Annotated in this window: 22 protein-coding genes; 16 read left to right on the forward strand and 6 right to left on the reverse strand. The window is 35.8% G+C overall.

Annotation, left to right across the window (positions count from 1 at the left end; all coding sequences use genetic code 11):
- Positions 1–50: 50 nt before the first annotated feature.
- The gene (mutS, locus tag J3U09_RS04655; protein ID WP_267357303.1) at positions 51–2,603 is read right to left on the reverse strand and encodes a DNA mismatch repair protein MutS; all 2,553 of its coding nucleotides are present in this window, start codon (positions 2,601–2,603) and stop codon (positions 51–53) included.
- Positions 2,604–3,170: 567 nt separating this feature from the next.
- Between mutS and gapA the strand changes: the two genes are divergently transcribed.
- Positions 3,171–4,169, forward strand: a complete 999-nt coding sequence (gene gapA, locus J3U09_RS04660) for a glyceraldehyde-3-phosphate dehydrogenase (RefSeq protein ID WP_065563148.1) — start codon at positions 3,171–3,173, stop codon at positions 4,167–4,169.
- Positions 4,170–4,304: 135 nt separating this feature from the next.
- Here the strand turns inward: gapA and J3U09_RS04665 are convergent, their stop codons facing one another.
- The 3 genes from J3U09_RS04665 to yjgA form a co-directional block, all read right to left on the reverse strand.
- Positions 4,305–4,514 (reverse strand): cold shock domain-containing protein, encoded by a 210-nt coding sequence (locus J3U09_RS04665; protein WP_025315032.1) that lies wholly within the window; start codon positions 4,512–4,514, stop codon positions 4,305–4,307.
- A gap of 391 nt (positions 4,515–4,905) precedes the next feature.
- Entirely contained in the window at positions 4,906–5,430 is a 525-nt protein-coding gene (gene ppa, locus J3U09_RS04670; protein WP_065563147.1) for an inorganic diphosphatase, read from the reverse strand.
- Between the two features lie 69 nt (positions 5,431–5,499).
- Positions 5,500–6,036: a ribosome biogenesis factor YjgA gene (gene yjgA, locus J3U09_RS04675; RefSeq protein WP_267357305.1), complete on the reverse strand. Its 537-nt coding sequence runs from the start codon at positions 6,034–6,036 to the stop codon at positions 5,500–5,502.
- Positions 6,037–6,113: 77 nt separating this feature from the next.
- On the opposite strand from yjgA, the gene pmbA reads away from it, so the two are divergent.
- From pmbA to recG, 6 genes are all read left to right on the forward strand, one after another.
- Complete coding sequence (gene pmbA / locus J3U09_RS04680) at positions 6,114–7,466, forward strand: metalloprotease PmbA (RefSeq protein ID WP_267331692.1); 1,353 nt, start codon at positions 6,114–6,116, stop codon at positions 7,464–7,466.
- Positions 7,467–7,472: 6 nt separating this feature from the next.
- Complete coding sequence (locus J3U09_RS04685) at positions 7,473–9,209, forward strand: SulP family inorganic anion transporter (protein ID WP_267357307.1); 1,737 nt, start codon at positions 7,473–7,475, stop codon at positions 9,207–9,209.
- Between the two features lie 35 nt (positions 9,210–9,244).
- On the forward strand, positions 9,245–10,459 hold the full coding sequence (locus J3U09_RS04690) for a CinA family nicotinamide mononucleotide deamidase-related protein (protein ID WP_267357309.1): 1,215 nt from the start codon (positions 9,245–9,247) through the stop codon (positions 10,457–10,459).
- Between the two features lie 173 nt (positions 10,460–10,632).
- Positions 10,633–10,923: a DNA-directed RNA polymerase subunit omega gene (rpoZ, locus tag J3U09_RS04695; RefSeq protein WP_065563143.1), complete on the forward strand. Its 291-nt coding sequence runs from the start codon at positions 10,633–10,635 to the stop codon at positions 10,921–10,923.
- 19 nt (positions 10,924–10,942) lie between these two features.
- Complete coding sequence (gene spoT, locus J3U09_RS04700) at positions 10,943–13,051, forward strand: bifunctional GTP diphosphokinase/guanosine-3',5'-bis pyrophosphate 3'-pyrophosphohydrolase (RefSeq protein ID WP_267357311.1); 2,109 nt, start codon at positions 10,943–10,945, stop codon at positions 13,049–13,051.
- A 5-nt stretch (positions 13,052–13,056) separates the two neighbouring features.
- Positions 13,057–15,150 (forward strand): ATP-dependent DNA helicase RecG, encoded by a 2,094-nt coding sequence (gene recG / locus J3U09_RS04705; protein ID WP_267337421.1) that lies wholly within the window; start codon positions 13,057–13,059, stop codon positions 15,148–15,150.
- 126 nt (positions 15,151–15,276) lie between these two features.
- Here the strand turns inward: recG and ulaG are convergent, their stop codons facing one another.
- Together ulaG and ulaR are read right to left on the reverse strand one after the other, a co-directional pair.
- Positions 15,277–16,344, reverse strand: coding sequence for an L-ascorbate 6-phosphate lactonase (gene ulaG / locus J3U09_RS04710; protein ID WP_065733831.1), 1,068 nt, complete (start codon positions 16,342–16,344; stop codon positions 15,277–15,279).
- Positions 16,345–16,371: 27 nt separating this feature from the next.
- Complete coding sequence (ulaR, locus tag J3U09_RS04715) at positions 16,372–17,133, reverse strand: HTH-type transcriptional regulator UlaR (RefSeq protein ID WP_065563139.1); 762 nt, start codon at positions 17,131–17,133, stop codon at positions 16,372–16,374.
- Between the two features lie 439 nt (positions 17,134–17,572).
- Between ulaR and J3U09_RS04720 the strand changes: the two genes are divergently transcribed.
- The 9 genes from J3U09_RS04720 (at position 17,573) to J3U09_RS04755 (ending at position 25,533) form a co-directional block, all read left to right on the forward strand.
- Positions 17,573–19,339 carry a PTS ascorbate-specific subunit IIBC gene (locus J3U09_RS04720; protein WP_065733832.1) on the forward strand — a complete coding sequence of 589 codons (1,767 nt, stop codon included), beginning with the start codon at positions 17,573–17,575 and terminating at the stop codon, positions 19,337–19,339.
- A gap of 35 nt (positions 19,340–19,374) precedes the next feature.
- On the forward strand, positions 19,375–19,848 hold the full coding sequence (locus J3U09_RS04725) for a PTS sugar transporter subunit IIA (RefSeq protein WP_065563137.1): 474 nt from the start codon (positions 19,375–19,377) through the stop codon (positions 19,846–19,848).
- Positions 19,849–19,851: 3 nt separating this feature from the next.
- Positions 19,852–20,544, forward strand: coding sequence for an L-ribulose-5-phosphate 4-epimerase (locus J3U09_RS04730; protein WP_065563136.1), 693 nt, complete (start codon positions 19,852–19,854; stop codon positions 20,542–20,544).
- A 20-nt stretch (positions 20,545–20,564) separates the two neighbouring features.
- On the forward strand, positions 20,565–21,209 hold the full coding sequence (locus J3U09_RS04735; RefSeq protein ID WP_065563135.1) for a 3-keto-L-gulonate-6-phosphate decarboxylase UlaD: 645 nt from the start codon (positions 20,565–20,567) through the stop codon (positions 21,207–21,209).
- Positions 21,210–21,274: 65 nt separating this feature from the next.
- The gene (locus J3U09_RS04740) at positions 21,275–22,165 is read left to right on the forward strand and encodes an L-ribulose-5-phosphate 3-epimerase (protein ID WP_267357312.1); all 891 of its coding nucleotides are present in this window, start codon (positions 21,275–21,277) and stop codon (positions 22,163–22,165) included.
- Between the two features lie 256 nt (positions 22,166–22,421).
- Positions 22,422–22,553 carry an LPS translocon maturation chaperone LptM gene (lptM, locus tag J3U09_RS10990; RefSeq protein WP_370632603.1) on the forward strand — a complete coding sequence of 44 codons (132 nt, stop codon included), beginning with the start codon at positions 22,422–22,424 and terminating at the stop codon, positions 22,551–22,553.
- A 12-nt stretch (positions 22,554–22,565) separates the two neighbouring features.
- Positions 22,566–23,819, forward strand: coding sequence for a diaminopimelate decarboxylase (lysA, locus tag J3U09_RS04745; RefSeq protein ID WP_065563133.1), 1,254 nt, complete (start codon positions 22,566–22,568; stop codon positions 23,817–23,819).
- Between the two features lie 106 nt (positions 23,820–23,925).
- Complete coding sequence (dapF, locus tag J3U09_RS04750; protein ID WP_065563132.1) at positions 23,926–24,750, forward strand: diaminopimelate epimerase; 825 nt, start codon at positions 23,926–23,928, stop codon at positions 24,748–24,750.
- A 48-nt stretch (positions 24,751–24,798) separates the two neighbouring features.
- Positions 24,799–25,533 (forward strand): DUF484 family protein, encoded by a 735-nt coding sequence (locus tag J3U09_RS04755; RefSeq protein ID WP_065563131.1) that lies wholly within the window; start codon positions 24,799–24,801, stop codon positions 25,531–25,533.
- The last annotated feature ends 5 nt before the right edge of the window (positions 25,534–25,538 follow it).

Raw genomic sequence — 25,538 nt, forward strand, 5'->3', positions numbered from 1 at the left:
TAAACTGAACATTAAAACCGCCATTATTGAATTAATGGCGGTTTTTTTATTTAGAGTAATTTTTTTAGTTGATAGATTGCTTCTAACGCTTGTTTTGGCGTTAATGCATCTGGATCGAGCTGTTGTAGAGCTAGCTCGACTTCTGATGGTTCAGTATCACTGATCAAGGTCAGTTGTGAGCTTTCAATATGGCTGTCAGCTGTTGAGAGAACTTCTAGCTCTTTTAGCTTCTGTTTGGCTCGTTTTAATATCGTTTTAGGCACACCGGCTAATCCTGCCACAGCTATACCAAAACTTTTGCTCGCTGCACCTTCGGATACTTCATGAATGAAAGCGACAGTATGGTCGTGTTCAATCGCGTCAAAATGGATGTTGTAGACACCTTGTATCTGTTGAGGTAGTTGCGTTAGTTCAAAATAGTGGGTTGCAAATAGTGTCATTGCTTTGATTTCGTTAGCCAAATTTTCAGCACACGCCCAAGCTAATGAGAGACCATCATAGGTTGATGTTCCTCGGCCAATTTCGTCCATTAAAACTAAGCTATTTGGTGTAGCGTTATGCATAATGTTGGCGGTTTCGGTCATTTCAACCATAAATGTCGAACGCCCAGATGCTAAATCGTCAGATGCGCCAATACGGGTAAAGATACGATCAACAGGGCCTATTATTGCTTTCGAAGCTGGGACAAAGCTACCAATGTAAGCAAGTAAGACGATCAACGCTGCTTGGCGCATGTAGGTGCTTTTTCCGCCCATATTAGGGCCAGTGATAATTAGCATTCTTCTATCTGATGATAGTGAGAGTGAGTTGGCGATAAATGGCTTTTGTAATACTTGCTCGATCACAACGTGCCGCCCATCTTTGATTTCAATACCCGGTTTGTTGGTTAATGTTGGGCATCGGTAGTTGAGCGTTAGGGATCGTTCAGCAAGATTAGTCAGTACATCAAGCTCGGCAATCGCATCAGCGCTGGTTTGCATGTTAGCTAATTCTGGCATAAGTAGGTCGAACAGCTGTTCATAAAGCTGTTTCTCTAGTGCTAATGCACGACCTTTAGACGTTAAGACTTTATCTTCGTACTCTTTTAACTCAGGAATGATGTAGCGTTCAACATTTTTAAGTGTTTGTCTTCGTGTGTAGTGTATTGGCGCTAGGTGGCTTTGACCTCGGCTAATTTGGATGTAGTAACCATGTACGGCATTAAAGCCTACTTTTAAGGTGTCAATTCCTAAGGTTTCACGTTCTCGAATTTCAAGTTGTTCTAAGTAGTTAGTTGCACCATCTGCTAAATTGCGTAGTTCATCTAATTCTTGATGATAACCAGCAGCAATTACGCCTCCGTCTCGAATAATAACGGGTGGGGCTTCGACTATTGCACGATTTAAGATATCAGCAATTTGGTCAAACTGGTTAATTTTAGCGCGTAATGCAATTAGTGATGGCGCGTTGAATTCGGATAGCTGTTGTTGAAGCGTTGGCAATAGGTTATAGGCATCGCGTAGGCGAGCGAAATCTCGCGGGCGAGCACTTCTCAATGCTAATCTTGCTAAAATTCGTTCAAGATCACCAATCTGTTTTAATAGCGGTTGTAGGTCGGTGATATGGTTTTGCAGTTCTTGAATTGCTAGCTGTCGGTTTTGTAATATTGCTAGATTACGGATTGGCGAATGCAGCCAGCGTTTAAGCATTCGACTACCCATTGCAGTTTGGGTTTTATCTAAGATATCAGCTACAGTATGTTCTGTTCCACCTGATAGGTTTTCGGTAATTTCTAAGTTTCTGCGAGTGGATGCATCGAGCACAACAAAATCAACTGGCGATTCTTTAACTATTGAGCGAATATGTGGCATGGCTGTGCGTTGGGTATCTTTTACGTATTGTAATAAACAGCCTGCTGCACATAATGCATAATGGCACTCTTCTACCCCATATCCAATTAAATCATTAGTTCCAAATTGTAAATTGAGTTGTTGTTTGGCGGTTTCGAGATCGAAGTCCCAAATTGGTCGCCGTCTTAATCCGTGACGATTTTCAATTAGGTTCATTGATTGAAAATCTTCTGGGTAGAGTAACTCAACTGGGTTAGTTCGCTGTAATTCTGCTTGGATAGCTTCTGGATTATCGCATTCAAATACAAAAAAACGGCCTGAACTTATGTCTAAAGTGGCGTAACCAAAGTGCTCTTTTTGTTGCCATATGCACGCGAGTAAGTTGTCTTTACGATCTTCTAATAGTGATTCATCACTCACTGTGCCAGGTGTAACTATTCGTACAATTTTACGTTCAACGGGTCCTTTGCTGGTTGCAGGATCACCTATTTGCTCACAAATTGCTACTGATTCGCCAAGCGATATAAGTTTAGCTAAGTAGCTTTCAACCGCATGGTAAGGTACGCCCGCCATAGGAATTGGCTGTCCATTTGATGAGCCTCGTTTAGTCAGCGATATATCTAAGAGTTGCGAACCACGTTTGGCATCATCATAAAACATCTCATAAAAATCACCCATTCGATAAAACAGTAAAATATCCGGATTTTCAGCTTTCAATTTTAGGTATTGTCGCATCATTGGTGTGTGGTCGGTGAGGTTGTCGTATTCGGTCATATTATTAATTCTTTTTTATCTAAAACTCTGGCGATTATTATCTCTAACCTTGCTTGTATTTTGTACAATCTTCGATTTTGCTCTTTAAGTAACCCTGTTTTTAAAATGCTAAAAATTGGTTCAACTTATTATTTTATTCGATATTGTATATTTTGGGGTGATTGTATCATTTTATATGATGTAATGAAAATGAGCTGATTGTTTGTAAATAATAAAAACAATGAATAATGTAGAGTTTAAAGCGATGATTATATTTCATCTATCAACTTTTTAAGTCAATCGATATTATCGCTTTTGAGGTTGAAGTGAGTTTAAGTCATTATCAATAAAATGAGTGTTAGTGCATTATCATCCTTGATTTAAAATAAGTTTATATTGAAAATAAAATTAGCTTTTTGATTTATAATATGCCTATTTAGGCTGGCTATCATCGGATGATAATTAAGATGGTTTTCTGTTAAATTTATTCTTACCAATTATTTTAATTCAGCTTGAATAAACCACAAAAATTTGGTAGTTTATTGCCAATTATTTTATCATTTAACACAAATAAAGAAGGTAATTGTTATGACAATCAAAGTAGGTATTAATGGTTTTGGCCGTATCGGTCGTATTGTTTTCCGTGCTGCACAAAAACGTTCTGACATCGAAATTGTTGCAATCAACGATTTATTAGACGTTGATTATATGGCTTATATGCTTAAATATGATTCAACTCACGGTCGTTTTGACGGTACTGTTGAAGTTAAAGACGGTAAATTAATCGTTAATGGTAAAACAATCCGCGTTACTGCTGAAAGAGATCCTGCGAACTTAAAATGGAATGAAGTAGGTGTTGATGTTGTAGCTGAAGCAACTGGTTTATTCTTAACTGATGAAACTGCTCGTAAACATATCCAAGCTGGTGCTAAAAAAGTTGTTTTAACTGGTCCTTCAAAAGATAGCACACCAATGTTTGTAATGGGTGTTAATGATAAAGATTATGCTGGTCAAGATATCGTTTCTAACGCATCTTGTACTACTAACTGTTTAGCGCCTTTAGCTAAAGTAGTTAATGATAACTTCGGTATCGTTGAAGCGTTAATGACTACAGTTCACGCAACTACAGCAACTCAAAAAACTGTTGATGGTCCTTCTCATAAAGACTGGCGTGGTGGTCGTGGTGCTGCTCAAAACATCATCCCTTCATCAACTGGTGCTGCTAAAGCTGTAGGTAAAGTTATCCCTGAATTAAATGGTAAATTAACTGGTATGGCTTTCCGCGTTCCAACTCCAGACGTTTCTGTTGTTGACTTAACTGCACGTTTAGCTAAACCAGCTAAATACGAAGATATCTGTAAAGTTATCAAAGCAGCAGCTGAAGGTCCTATGAAAGGCGTTCTTGGTTATACTGAAGATGACGTTGTGTCTACAGATTTCTTAGGTGAAGTTTGTACTTCTGTATTTGATGCTAAAGCAGGTATCCAATTAAGCGATAACTTTGTTAAATTAGTATCTTGGTACGATAATGAAGTTGGTTATTCAAACAAAGTATTAGACTTAATCGCAGTTGTTTCTAAAAAATAAGAAGCATTGTAATTGATAAAAAAAGCGACCTTGAGTCGCTTTTTTTATTTCTGCTAAGAATGATTATTCGTAAGCATAAAAAACGCCTATTTTTTCAAATAGGCGTTTTACTTTTATTATTTAATTAAAATTTAATTAGATAACAACAACTTCAGCCGCTGCTGGTCCACGTGGGCTATCTTGGATCGCAAATTCGACTTGTTGTCCTTCAGCTAAGGTTTTAAAGCCGTCGCCTGAGATTGCAGAGAAGTGAACAAATACATCTTTGCTTCCATCGGCTGGGGTAATAAAACCAAAACCTTTACTTTCATTGAACCATTTTACTTGGCCTGTTTTTTTATTCATTTACTAGACATCCTAACAATAATTAATAATTTGCCTTATCGGCTGTTTAGGCTTAACAAAACATTGTTTACATCAACTCAAAAACTAATCTAACCAGTTTACCACTAAATTAAAAAGTTAATCGTTTCCATAAAAATGCTTCTTTTGTTCACCCACGACTATTACCTCATAAATCATAATCGAAAGCAAGAGTTTCATGACATTTTTTTCATCTTAGGATGAAGTTTTTTATATGATTTTTTGGTAATTGATCGTTTTTTGATCTATAGCAAATTACTGATATTATAACTACTTGAAGTTATTTCGAAAGTCAAAAAAAGTCTAAAAATGCGAGTCATAAAAATTTTTCTTTATGACTCGGTAAAGCGATTACTTTTTTGTAAAGAAGGGTTTATTTTGCACGTTCAAATGATTCGATAATTTCTTTTCGAGCTGCTTCTGCGTTATCCCAACCTTCAACTTTTACCCATTTACCTTTTTCAAGGGCTTTGTATTGTTCAAAGAAGTGTTTGATTTGAGATTTTAATAACTCAGGTAAGTCATCTACATCTTTAATATGATCGTATTCTTTTGAAAGTTTAGTGTGTGGTACTGCAACTAATTTAGCATCAGAACCCGCCTCATCAGTCATTTTTAATACACCAACTGGACGGCAACGAATTACTGAACCTGGTTGTAATGGGTATGGTGTTGGGACTAATACGTCAACAGGATCTCCATCTAGTGATAAAGTGTGGTTGATATAACCATAGTTACATGGATAGAACATTGCTGTTGCCATAAAACGATCGACAAATACTGCACCAGTGTCTTTATCAACTTCATATTTAATTGGGTCAGCATTCGCTGGGATTTCGATTACAACATAGATGTCGTCTGGTAATTCTTTACCTGCTGGTACATTTAATAGTCCCATTTTTGTGTCCTCTATCTTTTATTTGTTAATTGTGTTTAATGATAAATATAAAGCGAACATTATAAAAATTTACTCTGTTTCGCTCAAATCTTTTAGATATTGAAAAATTTGTCTGGCTGTTTTTGGGGGTTTGTTTGCAGAGAGTTCTTTTTTGGCTAAACGCGCTAGTGTGCGTAGTTGCTGTCTATCTGCGGAAGGGAAAAGCCCCATTATTGATTCTGCATCACCCGTTTCTATAAGTTCGTCACGCAATTTTTCTAATCGATGAAATAGGGCGACTTGTTGGTTATGGCGATTTTTAAGTTTATCCAAAGCTAATGTTATAGGTTCAATATCACGACTTCGAAGCAGTTTACCAATGTATTGGATTTGCCTTCGATAGCCTTCTTTTTTTATTTTTTGCGCTAATTCAATCGCATAAAGTAGATCTTCATCAAGGGGAATTTTAGCAATTTCATTTTTGCTTAAGTTGACAAGTTCGACACCTAACTTTTTAAGTGCTTCAGCATCACGTTTGATTTCACTTTTACTGACGTAAATAATGTCATCGTCTTGAGGATCAATGTTGAAGTCAGGTTCTAAATTTGGCTCTTGATTGTTATTCATGCTATTTCTTTTGTTAACTAAAATTGAATTCTGGCATATTATAACGTATCACTAGCAGAATTGTAGAAAATAATAAAATGAGTATTGAACAAATTAAAAAAGACGCGTTAAGCCAAAAGCAACATTTGTCAGCAATTGTTGCCGATGCTATTAACCAGGCAAAAGCTCGAGTTGATGCGGTTGAGGTATCGATTAATCAATCAACAGGTATTAGTGTTAGTACACGAGATGGTGAGGCTGAGAATGTTGAGTTTAATAGTGATGGTGCGTTAGGTATTACTGTTTATCAAAATCAGCGTAAGGGTAGTGCGTCAACCAGTGATTTGTCGCCACAGGCAATCAGTCAAACTGTGGATATGGCTATTAATATTATGCAATATACGTCAGCAGATCCTTGTTCTGGTCTTGGCGATCCCGATTTAATGGCTTTTGATGCGCCAGATTTAGATCTGTTTTATCCAAGTGATTTGAATGTTGATAATGCAATTGAACAGGCAAAACAGGCTGAACTAAGTGCGTTGGCAAGGTCTTCTTTAATAAGCTGTGACGGTGGTTATTTTAATAGTCGTTATGGTGTTTATGTTTATGGTAATAGTTTAGGGATGTTACAAGGTTACTGTGCAAGTTCGCATTCACTTTCTTGCTCTGTTATTGCTGAACAAAATGGGCAAATGGAGCGTAATTATGAATATACGTCCTCCCGTGTTGCTAACCAATTAAAATCACCTGATTGGGTTGGTAATCATGCTGCTGAAAAGGCGGTTGCTCATTTAGGTGCTAAACAAATAAAGACTATGCAAGTTCCAGTTCTTTTTTGTGCAGAAGTTGCTGTTGGGTTGATTCGCCATTTAGTTGGAGCCATTAGTGGTGGTGCTATTTACCGAAAATCCTCTTTTTTATTAGATAGTGTGGGTAATGCGATTTTTCCTTCTTGGCTGACAATTTTAGAAGATCCTTATATTTTAAAAGGAGTTGGGTCATCACCTTTTGATAGTGAAGGAACCAAAACAGTTAAGCGCAATATCATTGAAGACGGTATTTTACAAACTTATTTGTTAAGTAACTATTCAGCCAGAAAATTAGGGCTAAAATCGACAGGACATGCTGGTGGTATACATAATTGGTTAGTTTCACCAAGTCAAACTGATGCTGATTTTGATACAATGTTAAGAAAATTAGATAAAGGTGTTGTTATTACGTCATTAATGGGACAAGGTGTTAATAATGTTACGGGTGATTATTCGCGTGGCGCCTCTGGTTTTTGGGTGGAAAATGGTAAAATACAGTATCCAATCAATGAAATTACCGTCGCGGGTAACCTTAAGGATATTTACCAAAATATTGTGGCAATAGGCAGTGATATTGAGACAAGAAGTAATATTCAAACTGGATCAATATTAGTAGAAAATATGAGTGTAGCAGGGAAATAATCAAACATGGGAAAGTTTACCAGTAGCGCATTATTCCAAAAAATTATTTTTTGGATGCCAGGCCTGATGAGTTTATTGCGATATAAGCGCGAATATCTTAGTTTTGATATTAAAGCGGGATTATCAGTGGCAGCAGTTTCTTTGCCTGTTTCTATCGCTTATGCAGAGCTTACAGGCGTCGGTGCGATTGCGGGATTATATTCAACTATCTTGCCGCTTATTGTCTATGCGCTTTTTGGTTCATCCAGGCAATTGATTGTCGGTCCCGATACAGCTACCTGTGCTGTGGTTGCTGCTGTGGTATTTCCTTTAGCAGCTAATGATCCTGTTTTACGTTGGCAATTGGTGGTGCTGTTGACCATTATGATCGGTATTTGGTGCTTGATTGCCGGTAAACTCCATTTAGGTGCTTTGGCGGATTTATTAAGTCAGCCAATTTTGATTGGCCTACTTAATGGGATTTCAATTACTATTATGGTCGATCAGTTAGCTAAGATGTTTGGCTTTAAGTATGATTATTCTTATTTGATTGAACGCATTGCTTATCTACCTTTTAAAATATCTGAAATTCATGTGTTAACGGCATTTATATCTTTTTGTACACTTGCGATTCTGGTTGTATTGAAAAAATTCAAGCCACGTTATCCAGCCCCTTTGTTTGCTGTAATTATTATGACGTTTCTCTCTTGGCTGTTTAATTTTGAACATTATAATGTTCGAATCATTGGTGGAGTAACGAGTGATTTTATTCCTGCTGAGTCATGGATTGATTTTGATAAGGGCTTGATGCGTAATTTAGTCGTTCCTTCGCTCAATATCGCCGTTATTTGTTTTGTAAGTATGATGATTACGGTACGAAGCTTTGCCTCTAAAAATAATTATGAGACTAATGCCGATGTTGAATTTAAAGCATTAGGTATGGCTAATATTGTTGCAGGTTTATCGCAAGGCTTTGTAGTCAGCGGTACCTCATCACGTACCGCGGTTAATGATGCCAATGGTGGTAAAACGCAATTAGTATCAATTATTGCGGCTACTTTGATTGGCTTTGTCGTATTGTTCTTTTTGTCACCACTACAATATATTCCAACTTGTGTGTTGGCGGTGATTTTAATATATTCTTCTTTATCTCTTATCAATTTTCAAACTATTATCCGATTTTTTAAATTCGATCGTGATGCGTTTTATTTAAGCTTAACTACGTTAATTTCGGTATTAGTTATTGGTATTATTCCCGGTATGGCGTTGGCCGTTTTATTAGGGCTGTTTTTATTTTTGCGTCGTGTGTTTAGGCCGAATGATCAATTATTAGGTGTTGATGAAAGTGGACGAATTCATTCAATTGGTTCGGATGTTAGTCCATTAAGTAACACTATGATTTATCGCTTTAATTCTCCATTAACTTATTTCAATATTGCATACTTTAAACGTAGGATTATTAATTATATAGATGAATCTCCTGAGGCAATTAATTATGTGATTGTTGATGCTATTCCTTGCTTTACCTATAAAGATGTTAGTGTTTTGACCGGTATTGACGAGTTGGTTAAATCGTTGAAGGTTAGAAATGTGGTACTGATTTTATCTGGCCGACGTAAAACATTGAAGAATTGGTTTAAGCAGATGAATATTAAATTAGATACTGATTATATTGAGTTTGCTTATGATCTTTATTTTGCTGTTAGGTCAGTTCAGAGTAAAGAACATATGGAAAGCAAAAACGACGAGGATATAAATAATTAAATTTTTAATCATTTTTTAATTAGCTAGGGATAATTATGAATCAGATAAAAGATCCACTCAAAATTGAGATGCTTAGTACTGGTGATGAGGTTTTATATGGTCAAATTGTTGATACTAATGCAGCTTGGTTATCTGATTTTTTATTTGAAGAAGGCATTTCTATCACTTCGCGCCATACAGTAGGGGATGATTTGTTGACATTGGTTGATACTCTGCAAGAGCGTAGCTTGCACAATGATATTTTAATTGTGAACGGAGGGTTAGGACCAACAAGTGATGATCTAAGTGCACAAGCAGCTGCACAGGCTAATAATGAGTCTTTGGTTTTACACGATGAGTGGTTTAAAGTGCTTGAACGCTACTTCCTGAATCGCGGTAGAAAAATGCCATCAAGCAATATCAAACAAGCAATGTTACCTCAAAGTGCAACGTTAATTGATAATCCAATCGGAACGGCATGTGGCTTTAAGATGGTGTTAAATAATTGTCTATTATTCTTTACGCCAGGCGTTCCTTCTGAATTTAAAGAAATGATTAGAACTTCAATTTTGCCTGACATTAAGATGATCTATCCTATAACCGAACGTAAACTCTGTTATCGATTAACCACCATGGGGCGAACAGAAAGTGATTTAGGAATGGAGATCGAGACTTCATTAGATATTCCTGACTTTATTACAGTTGGTTATCGTGCAGCAATGCCTATTATTGAATTGAAATTAACTGGGCCAGAAAGTAAAAAAAGTGAAATGGATAACGCATGGCACAAAATAAAGTCTATTGTTGCAGATAATTTACTTTGTGAAGGTGTTAATCAAGGTGTATCAGGTTTAGCTCAGGTTGTATCAAGGTTGTTAAATGAAATGAATCAATCTATTGTGGTCATTGAACAACAATCAGCTGGAGTAATTGGTTATCACCTATTAGAAGCCAATGCCCCTGTGGTGAAATCAGAAGTGGTACCTTTTGTGATGGAAGAACCACTTAATTACTTTTCACAAGTATTGCAAAATCAAAAAGCTGATATTGCGCTAGGGGTAGTCAATTTTCAAGAAAAGAATACGGAATTTACTTTAGTTATTGTCACTAAAAATCAAGAATTGCATTTTAAATTGAAGTATACTGGTAGAGTTCAAAATAATAAGATCCAACAACAAATTTTATCTGCGATTGCTTTAGATGGTTTGCGTCGTTATCTTTTAAATCTGCCTATCATTGGGCCTAACGTTTGGTTAGAGTTATTGGTATAGTTTTATCGTATAGTTTTAACAAATAGTTTTATAATATTGCTTCCGCTTTTAGAACGATTTTACAGGGGTTTTTCATTTGTTAGTAATATTAGTTATGGACAATTCCCTACAAAATTAAGTAGAATAGCGGATCTTTCAATTGAAGCATATAAGTTAATATATTAGAGGTAAAAATGGCTCGTGTAACTGTCCAAGATGCAGTAGAAAAAATTGGTAATCGCTTTGATCTCGTTTTAGTTGCAGCAAGACGTGCTCGTCAATTACAAGTTGAAAACAAAACGCCACTAATTCCAGAAGAAAACGATAAAGAAACTGTAGTTGCTTTACGCGAAATTGAAGATGGGCTTGTAAATAAACAAATTCTTGATACTGCTGAATTCCAAGCTCGTCAAGATGAAGAATCAGAAGTGCGTAATGCTCTTCATGAAACGGTACTTTTAGAAAATACTCCCTCATACGAATAAACATTGCTGAGAATTGTCCATGCAATATTTTGAAAGCTTAAAAGAGGTTGTTGCATTTTATCTTCCAGCTAAACAAGTTGAATTAATTCAAAATGCCTACTTTTTTGCTAAACAAGCGCATGAAGGACAATTCCGTTGTAGCGGTGAGCCCTATATTACTCATCCGGTTGCTGTAGCAACCATTTTAGCCGATATGCGGCTGGATTATGAGACCATCATCGCTGCACTTTTGCATGACACCATCGAAGATACCCAAGTCACCTTTCAAGATATAACACAAAAATTTGGCAAACATGTAGCAATGTTAGTTGAAGGTGTCTCGAAACTTGATAAGTTAAAATTTAGAAACCGACAAGAAGCTCAAGCTGAAAATTTTCGCAAAATGGTTTTAGCCATGACCGAAGATGTCCGAGTGATTCTAATTAAGTTAGCTGATAGAACGCATAATATGCGTACTCTTGGGGCATTAAGACCGGATAAACGTCGACGTATTGCTAAAGAAACATTAGAGATTTATGCTCCTTTGGCTCATCGTTTAGGTATTCATCATATTAAAACTGAGCTTGAAATACTTGGTTTTACGGCGATGCATCCTAATCGCGCTAGAGTTCTTGAAAAAGTCGTTAAGATTGCTCGTGGCACCAGAAAAGAGCTTATTCAGCAAATTCTATCAGAAATTAAAGGGCGTTTATCTGAAGCGAATATCAATGCCCAAGTGGAAGCGCTTGAAAAGAACATTTATGCTATTTATCAAAAGATGCAACTTCGTGAACAGCATTTCCATTCAATTATGGATATTTATGTTTTCCGAATTGTAGTTGATGATGTTGATACTTGTTATCGTGCACTTGGTTTAGTCCATAACTTATATAAACCTCGACTTAATCGTTTTAAAGATTATATTGCTATTCCTAAAGCGAATGGTTATCAATCGTTGCATTCATCATTGATTGGCCCACATGGTACGCCTGTGGAAGTGCAAATTCGAACCGAAGATATGGATCAAATGGCAGAAATGGGTGTTGCTGCGCATTGGATTTATAACGAAAATGATGAGTTAAATAACACTACTACTCAGATTAAAGCCCAGCGTTGGATGCAGAGCTTGTTGGAACTTCAGCAAAGTGTTGGTAATTCATTTGAGTTTATTGAAAATGTTAAATCTGACCTTTTTCCAAAAGAAATTTATGTTTTTACACCCAAAGGTCGAATTGTTCAATTACCTGAAGGTTCAACAGCAGTTGATTTAGCATATGCTGTGCATTCTGATATTGGTTTCCAGTGTATTGGGGCTTTAGTTGATCGTAAGCCTTACCCGCTTTCTCAACCTTTAAGCAATGGTCAAACTGTTGAAATTATTACGTCTCCAGAAAGTCGTCCTAATGCAAGTTGGCTTAATTTTGTGGTTAGTGCTAAAGCAAGATCTCGCATTCGACAAGCATTGAAAACCTTGAAGCGCGAAGATGCTATTTTATTAGGTCGTAAATTGCTTAATTTAGCGCTTATTAAATCGGGTGGAATCGACTCGCTAACTGATAAGCAGAAAGATCGTATTGTTAGTTTGACTAAGTTGACTTCGTTTGAGGATGTATTAGCTGAAATAGGGCTAGGCAATATTATGAGCCATTTTATTGTCAAAGGCCTTGAACATAAAGCGCTTTTATTTAATCAATCTGAAGAAAATAAAACATTAGTTATAACAGGAAGTGAAGGGGTATTAGTTACTTTTTCAAAATGTTGTCATCCTATTCCTAATGATCCTATTGTCGGTCATGTTAGCCCTGAAAAAGGTTTAACTGTGCATCATGAATCTTGTCGCAATGTTAGTGGTTATCAGAATAATCCCGATAAATATATTTCGCTTAAATGGGCACCAGATATTGAGCAGTTTTTTGTAGCTGAAATTTGGGTAGATATTATTAATAATCAGGGTTCTTTAGGTCATGTTCTTTCTATCATTAATGATGAGAAAGCACATATTCAATGGTTAAACACGGAAGAAAAAGATAGGCAAATCTATACAATTATTTTGCAAATTGAAGTTAAGAATACTCAACAACTTAATGATTTAATCCGAAAATTATCACTACAACAAGATGTAGTGAGTGTGACACGTAATATTAATTAGTTATTATGGTTGATCGTTTGCTAAACCGAATACCGCTTGCAAAATTAGCTGGTATTGGGCCTAGTTTAGAAAAAAAATTCTTTGCACTTGGTATTAAATCTGTTCAAGATCTCTTATTACATTTCCCTTTACGTTATGAAGATCGTTCGACATCTTCAGCAATTAGTGATGTTGCTATTGGTGAAACGACCACAATTTTAGGTCAAATTATCAAAAGTGAAATAATTACAACTAAACGTAAAATGTTGCTCTGCTATATTCAGGATGATTCTGGTATCGCTATTTTACGTTTTCTCAATTTCAACATGGGTATGAAGACAGCCATGGCATCCGGTAAATGGGTGAGGGCTTACGGAGAAATAAAGAGGGGGAGCCATTATCCAGAAATGATTCACCCACAATTTAATATTCAATCAAAAAAAGAGGAGTCACCTAGTTTTTCTGAACCAAACGAAGAGCGATTTACGCCGATTTATTCAACTACCTATGGGTTAACTCAGAATGTCATCCGTAAAGCAATACAATCGGCATTAATATTGTTAAAACGAAACCCACCAGCTGAAATCTTACCGGTTTCAATAAGCAATGGTTATTTATCTGTTGTTGAATCATTAGATATTATTCATAATCCATCATTAACAACGAATGTAGATCAGCTTATTGATGGAGAACATCCAGCAATAAAGCGTTTTGTTTTTGAAGAGTTGCTTGCTTATCATTTAAGTATGTTGTTTATTAAGGTTGATAATCAAAAACAACATTCTTATCCAATGCATATTAATAAGCGTTATTCTCAGCCTTTCCTTGCTTCCTTGCCATTTGAACCGACTAATGCGCAAAAAAGAGTCGTACAGGATATTTATCAAGATATGGCTAAGTCAGTTCCAATGATGCGATTAGTTCAGGGAGATGTGGGCTCAGGTAAAACGTTAGTGGCAGCTTTAGCCGCTCTAAATGCTATTGAAAATAATAAGCAAGTTGTTTTAATGGCGCCGACCGAAATATTAGCCGAACAACATTTTCATAATTTTTGTCGATGGTTTGAGCCACTAGGAATAAAGGTTGAGTTGTTAACTGGGCGATTGACCGCAAAAAATAAAAAACGACGATATGATGATATTGAATTAGGCGAAATTTCAATGTTAATTGGTACTCATGCCGTATTTGTTGAGAAAGTTAAGTTTTTCCAATTAGGATTGGTGATTATTGATGAACAACATCGCTTTGGTGTAAACCAGCGATTAAGTCTTTGGGAAAAAGGTATTAAAGATGAGTGTCATCCTCATCAATTAATAATGACAGCAACGCCAATTCCAAGAACCCTAGCGATGACAGTTTATGCAGATTTAGATGTATCAATCATAGATGAATTACCTCCAGGACGAACGCCAATATCGACGATAGTGATACCAAATTCTCGTCGTGATGAAATTATTCAACGTGTCAATCAAGCTTGTATTGATAATCGCCAAGTCTATTGGGTTTGTACTTTAGTTGAAGAATCTGAAACGCTTGATGCTCAAGCTGCAGAAATGTTAGTTGCAGAATTACAAGAACGCTTACCGCATCTTATTATTGCTTTAGTGCATGGCAAAATGAAATCAGATCAAAAACAATCTGTCATGCAGGATTTTAAAGACGGTAAAATTCAATTATTAGTTGCCACAACGGTTATTGAAGTCGGTGTCGATGTGCCTAATGCTAGCTTGATGATTATTGAAAATGCTGAACGTTTAGGCTTAGCACAACTGCACCAATTACGTGGGCGAGTAGGGAGAGGTACTGCAATATCTCATTGTGTTCTTATGTATCAAGCACCTTTAAGTAAAATAGCTCAAGCACGTATGAAGGTGATGCGAGAAAGTAATGACGGTTTTGTTATTGCCCAAAAAGATTTAGAGATTCGTGGTAGTGGCGAAATTCTAGGTACAAGGCAAATAGGGGTAGCTAACTTCAAAGTAGTTGATTTAATCCGTGATCAACATCTAATTAATGAAGTGCAAAAAGCCTCTTATTATTTACAGAAGAATTATCCCGAAAGTGCTAATCAGCTAATTGAATGTTGGCTACCTGATCGAGAAAAGTACATTAATGCTTAAATTATGATAGTAGTTGAGAACTGTAATAGCTTTTTCCATATAATATTCAATAAAAGCAAAGCGTTATTCATAAAAAAGGACTTATAGCGATATCTATAAGTCCATAAATATTAGTGTTAATTTTATTTATAAGAATGAACGGTATGGTAATTCCGGCTCATCGGTAAAGATATCTCTGAATCCTCGATAGTGCTGATAATGCATTTTATTTTTATCAGTAGGATATGTATATTTACCACCAACTTGCCAGAAAAATGGTCTAAATTGATATTCTAGGCGGTCTTTTTTCATATCCCATAATACTTCTATTTCACGAGGATCACTTTGGAAATTAGACCAAATATCATGGTGGAATGGAATGACCACTTTAGTGTTGAGAGATTCTGCTGCGCGTAAAATATCTGACGAAGTCATTTTATCGGTTACACCACGTGGATTTTCGCCATAAGATAAAAGAGCAACATCAATTTTATAATCATTACCGTGTTTTGCGTAATAGTTTGAATAGTGAGAATCCCCTGAATGGTAGAGTGAACCACCGGTTGTTTCGAATAAATAATTGACTGCACGATCATTCATCCCATCTAAAATGGATTTATCTGTTGATGAAACACCTTTAGGTAAAGTTACAAGTGATGTTCTATCAAATGAATCTAAAACATGAATCGTAATATCACCAACATGTAAGGTTTCACCTACTTTTGCAACAATACAGCGTTCTTCCGGTACACCCCAACTTTTCCATAATTCGACACAAGCTTTAGGACCAATAAATTTTACTTCTGGTGAGCAATTTTGAATAACTGCAGCTGCAACATTGACATCAATATGGTCCGCATGATCATGTGTTGCCATGACGGCATCAATTTGTTTAATAGCAAATGGATCTAAAACAAATGGGCTGGTTCTTAAATTAGGTTGTAATTCACGTACACCTCCCATGCGCATCATCTGGTGTTGTTTGTTCATTAAAGGATTGGCGTGGGTTTTTTTACCTGTACCACACCAGAAATCGACAGAAATATTGGTGTTACCAGCTGATTTCAACCAAATTCCCGTACAAGCAAGCCACCACATGGTAAACGTATTAGGTTTAACTTCCGTATTTTCTATCTCTTCATTAAGCCAAGTTCCCCACTCAGGAAAAGTGTTTAAAATCCAAGAGTCACGGGTAATTTCATTCACTTTACTCATACTATGTTCCTTTTCTTCATTTAATAGTTAAACTAATATTACTTCTACGCCTTGCTCTTTTATGCAATCGATTACCTCTTTATTCGCTTGTTTACCTGTAATTAAAATATCGATTTTATTTACAGGACAAAAAAGCATGCCGGAGTTGGCTTTAGTATCGATTTTGGAGCTATCTACCACCACAACTAATTTTTCAGCTTTTTCTAAAATTTGTTGTTCTGCAACTGCACCTAAGATCTCATTTTTATAAAGACCAGTTGGTGTTAATGTTTTGCCACTAGTAAACATCCATTTTGCTGCATAAGAATCAGTAAAGCTGGCAATAGGGTTGAGTATGATATTTTGTGTTTTGTTATATAACCCTCCCATAATGATGACGTTTTCATGATCGTGTTCAATTAAATAACAGGCTAATGGAAAGTAATTGGTAATAATTGAGACATTTTTACCACACAATTCACGCCCTAATAAAAATGCTGTTGAACCGCAATTAATCACAACGTTTTCATCACTTTCGCATAGTTTAGCTGCACGTATCGCGATGCGCGCTTTTTCATGATAGTGATCGGTGTTATTGATATCTATTGGTGCCCAAATAGGTTTTTGTTCTTCTAACCGTAAAATACCATTACGTACTTTTCGCACTCGGCCATCTAAAGCAAGTTTAGTTATATCTCTTCTAGCTGTAGCCGGAGAAATGGAGAAAATTTCAATTAATTCGGTGACTTTTAACTCACCTTTTTCATTGACTAAAGCAACAATTTCGTTGTGTCGCACAATTTCATTCATTGATAACCTCTTATAACATCATGAGCTAATTTGATTATTTGTGATAATAATTATCATTGGATTTATTGTCAATCGCTGATCATGTCTCATTAAAGATAAAATAATTTAATGTATTGATTAATATAACTATAATTTGATTTGCATGGTGTTTTTTTTAGCGATAATGTGATATCCATCACAGTTTTACAGTTGATTGTTATAGAAAAGTGATCTACGTCAAAATAATCATAAATAATCATTGAATGATTAATTATGATTATGGAAGATGAATATCAGTTAATGAATCACGATTGATTAACTGAGTTAAGTTTTAAGAAAAAACTAACCTCACACTAAACAACCATATAAGTGGCATCTGGATAGCGTTAATTATCCTGCATTGAAAAGTTAATAAGGATTTGTAATGCAAACAGTGTCCAATAACCAATGAGAGGGGCATATGGAAGTAATCTATAACATTTTCTACATTTTTTATAGTCAAGTCATGACGAAAGCACCTTTGTTACTAGGCTTGGTGACAATGCTTGGTTATTGTCTTTTACGCAAAGACATAACCACAATTTTAAAAGGAACAATTAAAACCATTGTTGGGTTTATGTTGTTACAAGTGGGTTCAAATGTGTTGGTTTCGACCTTTAAGCCGGTTATTGCCAAATTAGCTGAATATCATGGTATTAAAGGATCTATCATTGACACTTATGCATCAATGGTTGCTGTTGAAAACGGTATGGGTGATCAGTATTCGTGGGTAGGATATGCGGTTTTATTAGCACTAGCAATTAATATTGTTTTAGTCATTTTTCGTCGTATTACCGGTATTCGTACCATAATGTTAACAGGCCATATCATGTTCCAACAAGTAGGGTTGATTACTTTATTCTATTTCCTTTTCGGTTATGGCATGTGGGAAACAATAATCTATTCAGCAATCATTACAGCGTTATATTGGGGAATATTTTCCAATATGATGTTTAAGCCTACCGAAGCAGTGACTGGTGGTGCTGGTTTTTCAATTGGACACCAGCAACAACTTGGTTCTTGGATTGCTGTTAAATTGGCACCAAAATTAGGCGATAAAGCCAATTCTGTTGATAACCTTAAATTACCTAAATGGTTACATATCTTTCATGACAGTATCGCTGCTACAGCAATTGTTATGACATTCTTTTTTGGCATTATTTTGCTTTCTTTTGGTTTGGATAATTTGCAAACTATGGCTGGCTCTACTCATTGGACTATTTATATTCTTGAAACAGGATTGAAATTTGCTGTTGCCATACAAGTTATCGTTGGTGGGGTAAGAATGTTTGTAGCTGAATTATCTGAGGCATTTAAAGGTATTTCGGAAAAATTGATCCCTAATGCAGTATTAGCAATAGATTGTGCTGCGATTTATGCATTCTCACCTAATGCTATGGTATTTGGTTTTATTTGGGGGGCATTAGGACAATTTTTAGCGATTGCTTTATTACTTATTTTCAAATCACCGATTATGATTATTCCTGGTTTTATTCCAATGTTTTTCTCTAATGCGACAATTGGTGTTTTTGCAAACCATTTTGGTGGTTGGAAAGCGGTGATGAAACTCTGTTTTGTTATGGGCATGATTGAAGTATTTGGTTCAGCTTGGGTAATTCACATTTTTGCTCAAAATGGTACTCCTATTGACGCTTGGATGGGTATGGCTGATTGGGCAATTTTATTCCCACCAATTTTACAAGGCTTATCATTCTCTCATTTATTCATCTATTTATTAATTGCATTAGCTTTAGTTTATATGTTTTTTGCTGCAAAACAGCTTAAACAAGAAGAAGCAATGCAAAAAGATCATCCAGAATTTAACGATAATCAACAAGATGTTAATGAAGCTGTGGTAGATAAAATGGATGAAGTAGCCGTGGCTGAAGGTCGTCCGATACGTATCCTTGCGGTATGTGGAAGTGGGCAAGGTTCTTCAATGATGATGAAAATGAAAATAGCTAATTATCTAGATAAGAAAGGTATTGCAAATGTGATGGATTCATGCGCGGTAACTGATTACAAATCACGTTTACCCAATGTTGACATTATTGTGGCTTCAAAACACTTGATTCACGAAATCGAAGTTAATGAAGGACAACATGCTTTAGGTGTACAAAATATGCTTAATCCAAACACATTCGGTGATGAGCTTATTGAGATTATTAAAAAAGTACTTGCTCAATAATCGATTAAATATAAAGAGAAGAAAGGAGTACAACGATGGCTTTGAAAGAATCATTAATTGAAAATAATTCAATATTATTAAAAGCAAATGCTGCTAATTGGCAAGAAGCTGTCAAATTAGGTACCGATATGTTAGTCGCTTCAAATGCAATTAAACCTTCTTATTATGACGCAATTATCCACTGCGTTAAAACAATGGGGCCTTATATTATTATTGCACCTAATTTTGCCATGCCTCATGCCAGACCAGAAGATGGAGTCAATCGTACTGCTTTTGCTTTAGTAACCCTTAATCAACCAGTTTATTTCGATGGCGAAGAAGAACCTGTTGATGTGCTTGTTACTTTAGCAGGAAGTACATCAGATCAACACATGGAAGGATTAATGGAGGTTACCCAGGTGTTAGATGATGAAACCAGTGAAACTGGAGTCAATCTTGATAAGTTAAGAGCTTGCAAAAACAAAGAAGATGTTTATGCGGTCATCGATAAGGCATTAAATGGAGGCTAATTTATGTATCAAGCATTAAAAGAAAGAGTATTAGCAGCTAATTTAACATTGCCTCAATATCATTTGGTGACATTTACATGGGGCAATGTGTCCGAGATTGATCGTGATAAAGGTGTTATTGCTATTAAGCCATCAGGTGTCGAGTATGACAAGATGAAAGTTGATGATATTGTAGTGGTTGCACTAAATGGTGACATTATCGAAGGTCATCTAAATCCATCAAGTGATACCGCTACTCATCTTGAGCTTTATAAAGCATTTAAAGATATTGGTGGTATTGTTCATACGCATTCTCGTTATGCGACTATTTGGGCACAAGCAGAGCTCGATGTACCTGCCTTAGGAACAACCCATGCTGACTATTTTTATGGTGATGTGCCATGTACGCGTCGATTAACCGATAGCGAAATAGCAAATGATTATGAAAAAAATACCGGACTTGTGATTATTGAAGAGTTTAAACGACGCGGGCTCGATCCTAAAGCGATGCCGGGTGCAGTTATTTCTGGTCATGCTCCATTTTGTTGGGGTAAAAATGCTTTAGATGCTGTGCATAATGCAGTCGTATTGGAAGAAGTCGCAATGATGGCTATTTCTACACGTCAACTTAATCAAACAATAAAAATTCAACAAGCTTTATCGGATAAGCACTATTTTCGTAAACATGGTGCGAATGCTTATTATGGTCAAAAATAGAATGCAAGAGGGCAAATAAAATGACAAAACCTAAACTACAAATCGCATTAGATCAAACAGAATTACAACCAGCTTTAGAAGTTGCAAAAAATGTTGCTGGTTTTGTGGATATTATCGAAGTGGGAACAATTCTTGCTTTTGGTGCAGGTATTGGTGGCGTTAAAACGTTAAGAGAAAAATACCCTAACCATATCTTGGTTTGTGATTTAAAAACTACCGACGGTGGCGCGATTTTAGCCAAAATGGCTTTTTCTGCAGGTGCTAATTGGTTAACTGTTTCAGCGGCTGCACATATTGCAACTATTGAAGCCTGTAAAAAAGTTGCTGATGAATTTAATGGAGAAATTCAAATAGAGTTATATGGTCATTGGACTCTAGATGATGCCAAAGCCTGGCGAAAGTTAGGTATAAAGCAAGCTATTTATCATCGTTCTCGTGATGCAGAATTAGCTGGATTTGGATGGGGTGAAGAAGACTTAGTTAAAATGCGTCAACTTTCCGACTTAGGCCTTGAGCTCTCTATCACGGGCGGTATTGTACCTGAAGATATTCATCTTTTTGCAGGAATAAAAACGAAAGCCTTTATTGCTGGTCGTGCTCTTGCTAACCAAAATGGTCAACAAACTGCACAAGCTTTAAGAGAGCAGATAGCTAAATATTGGTAATTGGTATATTGCAGTTGTCAATTCAACTGCAATGCATATTGTTCCATTTTTATTAGGTTTAGATTATGACAAAAAGAGCAATAAATATCAAAAAAAACACGCCTCGTATTGGTATTTATGAAAAAGCATTACCAAATGATTTAACGTGGCAACAAAAATTTAATGAAGCAAAAGCATTAGGATTCGATTTTATTGAATTATCCATTGATGAGTCAGACGAACGTCGAGCAAGGCTGGATTGGTCTGATGATGAAATTTATTCATTACGTCATTTGTCAGAACAAATGGGCATAGCATTGCACTCTATTTGTTTAAGTGCTCATCGAAAATATCCATTCGGTTCCAATGATGAACATATTCGCGCACAAGCAAAAAACATAATGAACAAGGCAATAGTACTTGCTTATAAATTAGGTGTCAGAGTCATTCAGCTTGCAGGATATGATGTCTATTATGAACCAGCAAGTAATCAAACCCATCAACGCTTTATTGAAGGTATGAAGTGGAGTGCTAAACAAGCAGAAAAAGCAGGTATTATGTTAGCTGTAGAAATAATGGATACTGACTATCTTAATTCACTAAGTAAATTCGAGATTCTGAAAAGGGAAATACCGTCTTCATACTTTATGGCTTATCCGGATGTTGGTAATATTTCTGGTTGGAATTATGATGTGTGCACCGAACTATTATTAAGTCGTGATCATATTGTGCAAATTCATCTTAAAGATACCAAAAAAGTTAAATCTAATTATTCTGGGCAATTTCGAGATTTAGTTATCGGTGAAGGCGAAGTTGATTTTCCGGCCATTTTTAATACATTAAAATTAATGGATTATTGTGCTCCTTTTGTGATTGAAATGTGGGCTAAAGATGATAATTGGAAGCAAAATATTATTACTGCTCAACAAAGCCTAAATGCTATGGCATCCCAAGCAGGATATGCACTATTCTCCTAATTTACATGTAATAAAAATGATATAAAGCTCAATTAATGTCTTATTTGGGCTTTATCTATTCAGTCGAATAAAAAAATAGTCATCAGAACGCATCAGAATGACATGTTATTTTTAACCTTAAGATCTTATTAAACTCTTTTATAGCAACATATTAATATTAAGAGATTTTTATTTATTCTTTCCACTAATTGGCCTATCGTGTAATATAATGGTCATTATAACAAAATGAAAGAATTGCGAATATTATATGAAATCAATGATCAAATTATTCTCCATATTATTAGCCATCTTGACATTAGTTGGTTGCGGTTTAAAAGGCCCATTATATTATCCTAATGAGCAGTCAAGCACATTTGTTCAATCTAATGATGTGAGTAACATAGCTTAAAGGAATAATTCAATGAAATTTTTACATTATTGTAATGGTCAGTTATTGGCAGATGAAGTCGCTATCTCTGATCTAGCAAAGCAATATGGAACTCCGTTATATGTCTATTCTGCTGCTCATATGACAAAACAATTTCTTGCTTATCAGCAAATTCTTCAAGATAAGAAACATCTAATTTGTTATGCAGTTAAGGCTAACAGTAATTTATCGGTTTTAAATTTGTTGGCAAAACTTGGTGCTGGTTTTGATATTGTCTCGCAGGGTGAATTAGAAAGGGTGCTAAAAGCAGGTGCCGAACCTAGAAAGATAGTTTTTTCTGGTGTCGCAAAATCTATTGAAGAAATCAAACGTGCGCTTGAAGTTGGTATTAAATGTTTCAACGTTGAGTCGGAGGCGGAATTATATCGTATCAACGAAATTGCTCAACAATTAGGTAAAATTGCAACAATTTCATTAAGAATTAATCCTGATGTGGATGCCAAAACCCATCCCTATATCTCAACAGGATTGCGTGAAAATAAATTCGGCATAAGTTATCAATTAGCCCTTGATGTATACCGCAAAGCGGCTAGTTTAAACCATATTAAGATAGTTGGTATTGATTGCCATATTGGTTCTCAATTAACAGAATTATCGCCATTTTTAGATGCTGCTGATAGGATTTTAATATTGGTTGATAAACTCAAAGCAGAAAATATTCACCTTGAACATATTGATTTAGGTGGTGGATTAGGGGTCTGTTATGATAATGAAACACCTATTTCTGCATCTACACTTGTTTCAGAGTTACTCGCGAAATTAACCAATTATGCTGATCTTGAAATTATTTTTGAACCAGGCCGCTCAATTGTGGCTAATGCTGGTTTATTAATTACTAAAGTTGAATACACTAAACATCAAGATGGTAACCATTTTGCTATTGTTGATGCGGGAATGAATGATTTAATTCGACCAGCTCTTTATAAAGCTTGGATGCGAGTTTTGCCAGTCAGAGAACCAAAAAGTTCTGATAAAAAAGAATGTTACAATATCGTTGGACCAATCTGCGAATCTAGCGATGTGTTAGCTTATCAACGAGAGTTGTCCGTTGAACAAAGTGATCTATTGGTTATTTGTAGTGCTGGTGCCTATGGTTTTAGTATGGCGTCAAATTATAATAGTCACCCACGTCCAGCTGAAGTTTTGCTTGAAGGAGGAAAACAATATAAGTTAATTCGAAAACGTGAGACGTTTGATGATTTATGGCGTGGTGAATTAGTATTATAATCTTTTAAGAGTGTGTGATGCGATGGACTCATTCGCTTGGCAAATAAAGCGCTTTATTAATTAAACTTAATTAGAGTAATAGGTAATTAAAAAAAGGTAAGCAAAGATGAACTTTTCTAAAATGCATGGATTAGGTAATGATTTTATGGTTATTGATGCACTAACGCAAAATGTTCATCTTTCGAGCGAATTGATTAAGCGCATGTCAGATCGCTATACCGGTATTGGCTTTGATCAGTTACTTGTTGTTGAACCACCTTATTCGCCAGAAAGCGATTTCCACTATCGCATATTTAATGCAGATGGTTCAGAAGTAGAACAATGTGGTAATGGTGCACGTTGTTTTGCTCGTTTTGTTCGTTTGAAAGGGTTGACGAAAAAACGTGTTTTAAAAGTAAGTACTATGAAAGGTAATATTGTATTGACGGTTAATGATGATGAAACCGTACGTGTTAATATGGGAACCCCTATTTTTGAGCCGAGTAAAATTCCTTTCAAAGCCATTAAAGAAGAAAAAACTTATATTATTCGTGCACAAGAACAAACAGTTCTGTGTGGCGTTGCTTCAATGGGTAATCCGCATTGTGTTATTCAGGTTGATGATATATTAACAGCTCAAGTATCAACGCTTGGTCCACTGTTAGAGCAACATGAACGTTTTCCTGAAAAAGCAAATATTGGTTTTATGCATATTATCGATCGAAATAATATTAATTTGCGCGTATTTGAACGAGGTGTTGGTGAAACACAGGCTTGTGGTACTGGTGCTTGTGCGGCTGTCGCAGTTGGTATTAATCAAGGACTCTTAAATCCACGAGTAAATGTTAATTTACCTGGTGGCAAATTAATTATCGAATGGAAAGGCAATCAGCAACCCCTTTATATGACTGGACCAGCAACACATGTATATGATGGTTATATTTCAATTTAATAACTGATGTAATTTAGGATTTGATACTGAGTACGATAGAAATAAATTATGGTCATAAAAAAAGCACAGACAGTTAAATATAAGCCTCATCGTCGACAAAAAAACTTTGTCAAATTGAATGATGAAATGGTCAGTCAGTATATCATTGATAATCCTGATTTCTTCATTCGTAATGCTGCTCAGATTGAACGAATGCGTGTACCACATCCAGTTCGCGGAATTATTTCGTTACCTGAATGGCACATGGCTAGACAGCGTAATAAAATTAATCAGTTAGAGTCTGAAATTACCATGCTAATGGAGCATGCTAGTGCTAATGAACTGCTTTTTAATCAGTTAATGAAATTGCAATTCGACTTAATTAAAGCAAAAGATATTAATGAATTAATTGTATCTTTAAAAAATTGGGCTAAAGATTTAGGGCTCAATGGTGCTTATTTATATCTTTTCGATGATAAATGGTTACTTAGTGCGCCATCTAGCTATCATCATTTAGCCTTAAATTCATTACAATTTGATTTTATTCGTGTTCGTCATCTACAGTATAGTCAATTTTATTTAGGTCAATTAAACACAACTGAATTAGATTTTTTATTACCGCAGCATGGTTATGTCGGATCAGTTGCATTATCATTATTTGGTCAATTTGGGGACCTCGGTCTTTTGATGTTTACTAGCCCAGATCCACAACATTATCAAGTTGGGCAAGGAACTTTGTTATTAGAGAAAGTTAGTGAGATATTACCTATTTTGATTGAAAAATGGATTATGCGAAGAAAGTAAGGAAC

It is taken from the genome of Gilliamella sp. B2889, assembly GCF_026536885.1.
In the GTDB taxonomy this organism is placed as follows: domain Bacteria; phylum Pseudomonadota; class Gammaproteobacteria; order Enterobacterales; family Orbaceae; genus Gilliamella; species Gilliamella apicola_E.

Excerpts from the sequence above, each read along its gene's own strand:
- mutS (WP_267357303.1), bottom strand. The coding sequence starts at position 2,603 with ATGACCGAATACGACAACCTCACCGACCACACACCAATGATGCGACAA.
- gapA (WP_065563148.1), top strand. The coding sequence starts at position 3,171 with ATGACAATCAAAGTAGGTATTAATGGTTTTGGCCGTATCGGTCGTATT.
- J3U09_RS04665 (WP_025315032.1), bottom strand. The coding sequence starts at position 4,514 with ATGAATAAAAAAACAGGCCAAGTAAAATGGTTCAATGAAAGTAAAGGT.
- ppa (WP_065563147.1), bottom strand. The coding sequence starts at position 5,430 with ATGGGACTATTAAATGTACCAGCAGGTAAAGAATTACCAGACGACATC.
- yjgA (WP_267357305.1), bottom strand. The coding sequence starts at position 6,036 with ATGAATAACAATCAAGAGCCAAATTTAGAACCTGACTTCAACATTGAT.
- pmbA (WP_267331692.1), top strand. The coding sequence starts at position 6,114 with ATGAGTATTGAACAAATTAAAAAAGACGCGTTAAGCCAAAAGCAACAT.
- J3U09_RS04685 (WP_267357307.1), top strand. The coding sequence starts at position 7,473 with ATGGGAAAGTTTACCAGTAGCGCATTATTCCAAAAAATTATTTTTTGG.
- J3U09_RS04690 (WP_267357309.1), top strand. The coding sequence starts at position 9,245 with ATGAATCAGATAAAAGATCCACTCAAAATTGAGATGCTTAGTACTGGT.
- rpoZ (WP_065563143.1), top strand. The coding sequence starts at position 10,633 with ATGGCTCGTGTAACTGTCCAAGATGCAGTAGAAAAAATTGGTAATCGC.
- spoT (WP_267357311.1), top strand. The coding sequence starts at position 10,943 with ATGCAATATTTTGAAAGCTTAAAAGAGGTTGTTGCATTTTATCTTCCA.
- recG (WP_267337421.1), top strand. The coding sequence starts at position 13,057 with ATGGTTGATCGTTTGCTAAACCGAATACCGCTTGCAAAATTAGCTGGT.
- ulaG (WP_065733831.1), bottom strand. The coding sequence starts at position 16,344 with ATGAGTAAAGTGAATGAAATTACCCGTGACTCTTGGATTTTAAACACT.
- ulaR (WP_065563139.1), bottom strand. The coding sequence starts at position 17,133 with ATGAATGAAATTGTGCGACACAACGAAATTGTTGCTTTAGTCAATGAA.
- J3U09_RS04720 (WP_065733832.1), top strand. The coding sequence starts at position 17,573 with ATGGAAGTAATCTATAACATTTTCTACATTTTTTATAGTCAAGTCATG.
- J3U09_RS04725 (WP_065563137.1), top strand. The coding sequence starts at position 19,375 with ATGGCTTTGAAAGAATCATTAATTGAAAATAATTCAATATTATTAAAA.
- J3U09_RS04730 (WP_065563136.1), top strand. The coding sequence starts at position 19,852 with ATGTATCAAGCATTAAAAGAAAGAGTATTAGCAGCTAATTTAACATTG.
- J3U09_RS04735 (WP_065563135.1), top strand. The coding sequence starts at position 20,565 with ATGACAAAACCTAAACTACAAATCGCATTAGATCAAACAGAATTACAA.
- J3U09_RS04740 (WP_267357312.1), top strand. The coding sequence starts at position 21,275 with ATGACAAAAAGAGCAATAAATATCAAAAAAAACACGCCTCGTATTGGT.
- lptM (WP_370632603.1), top strand. The coding sequence starts at position 22,422 with ATGATCAAATTATTCTCCATATTATTAGCCATCTTGACATTAGTTGGT.
- lysA (WP_065563133.1), top strand. The coding sequence starts at position 22,566 with ATGAAATTTTTACATTATTGTAATGGTCAGTTATTGGCAGATGAAGTC.
- dapF (WP_065563132.1), top strand. The coding sequence starts at position 23,926 with ATGAACTTTTCTAAAATGCATGGATTAGGTAATGATTTTATGGTTATT.
- J3U09_RS04755 (WP_065563131.1), top strand. The coding sequence starts at position 24,799 with ATGGTCATAAAAAAAGCACAGACAGTTAAATATAAGCCTCATCGTCGA.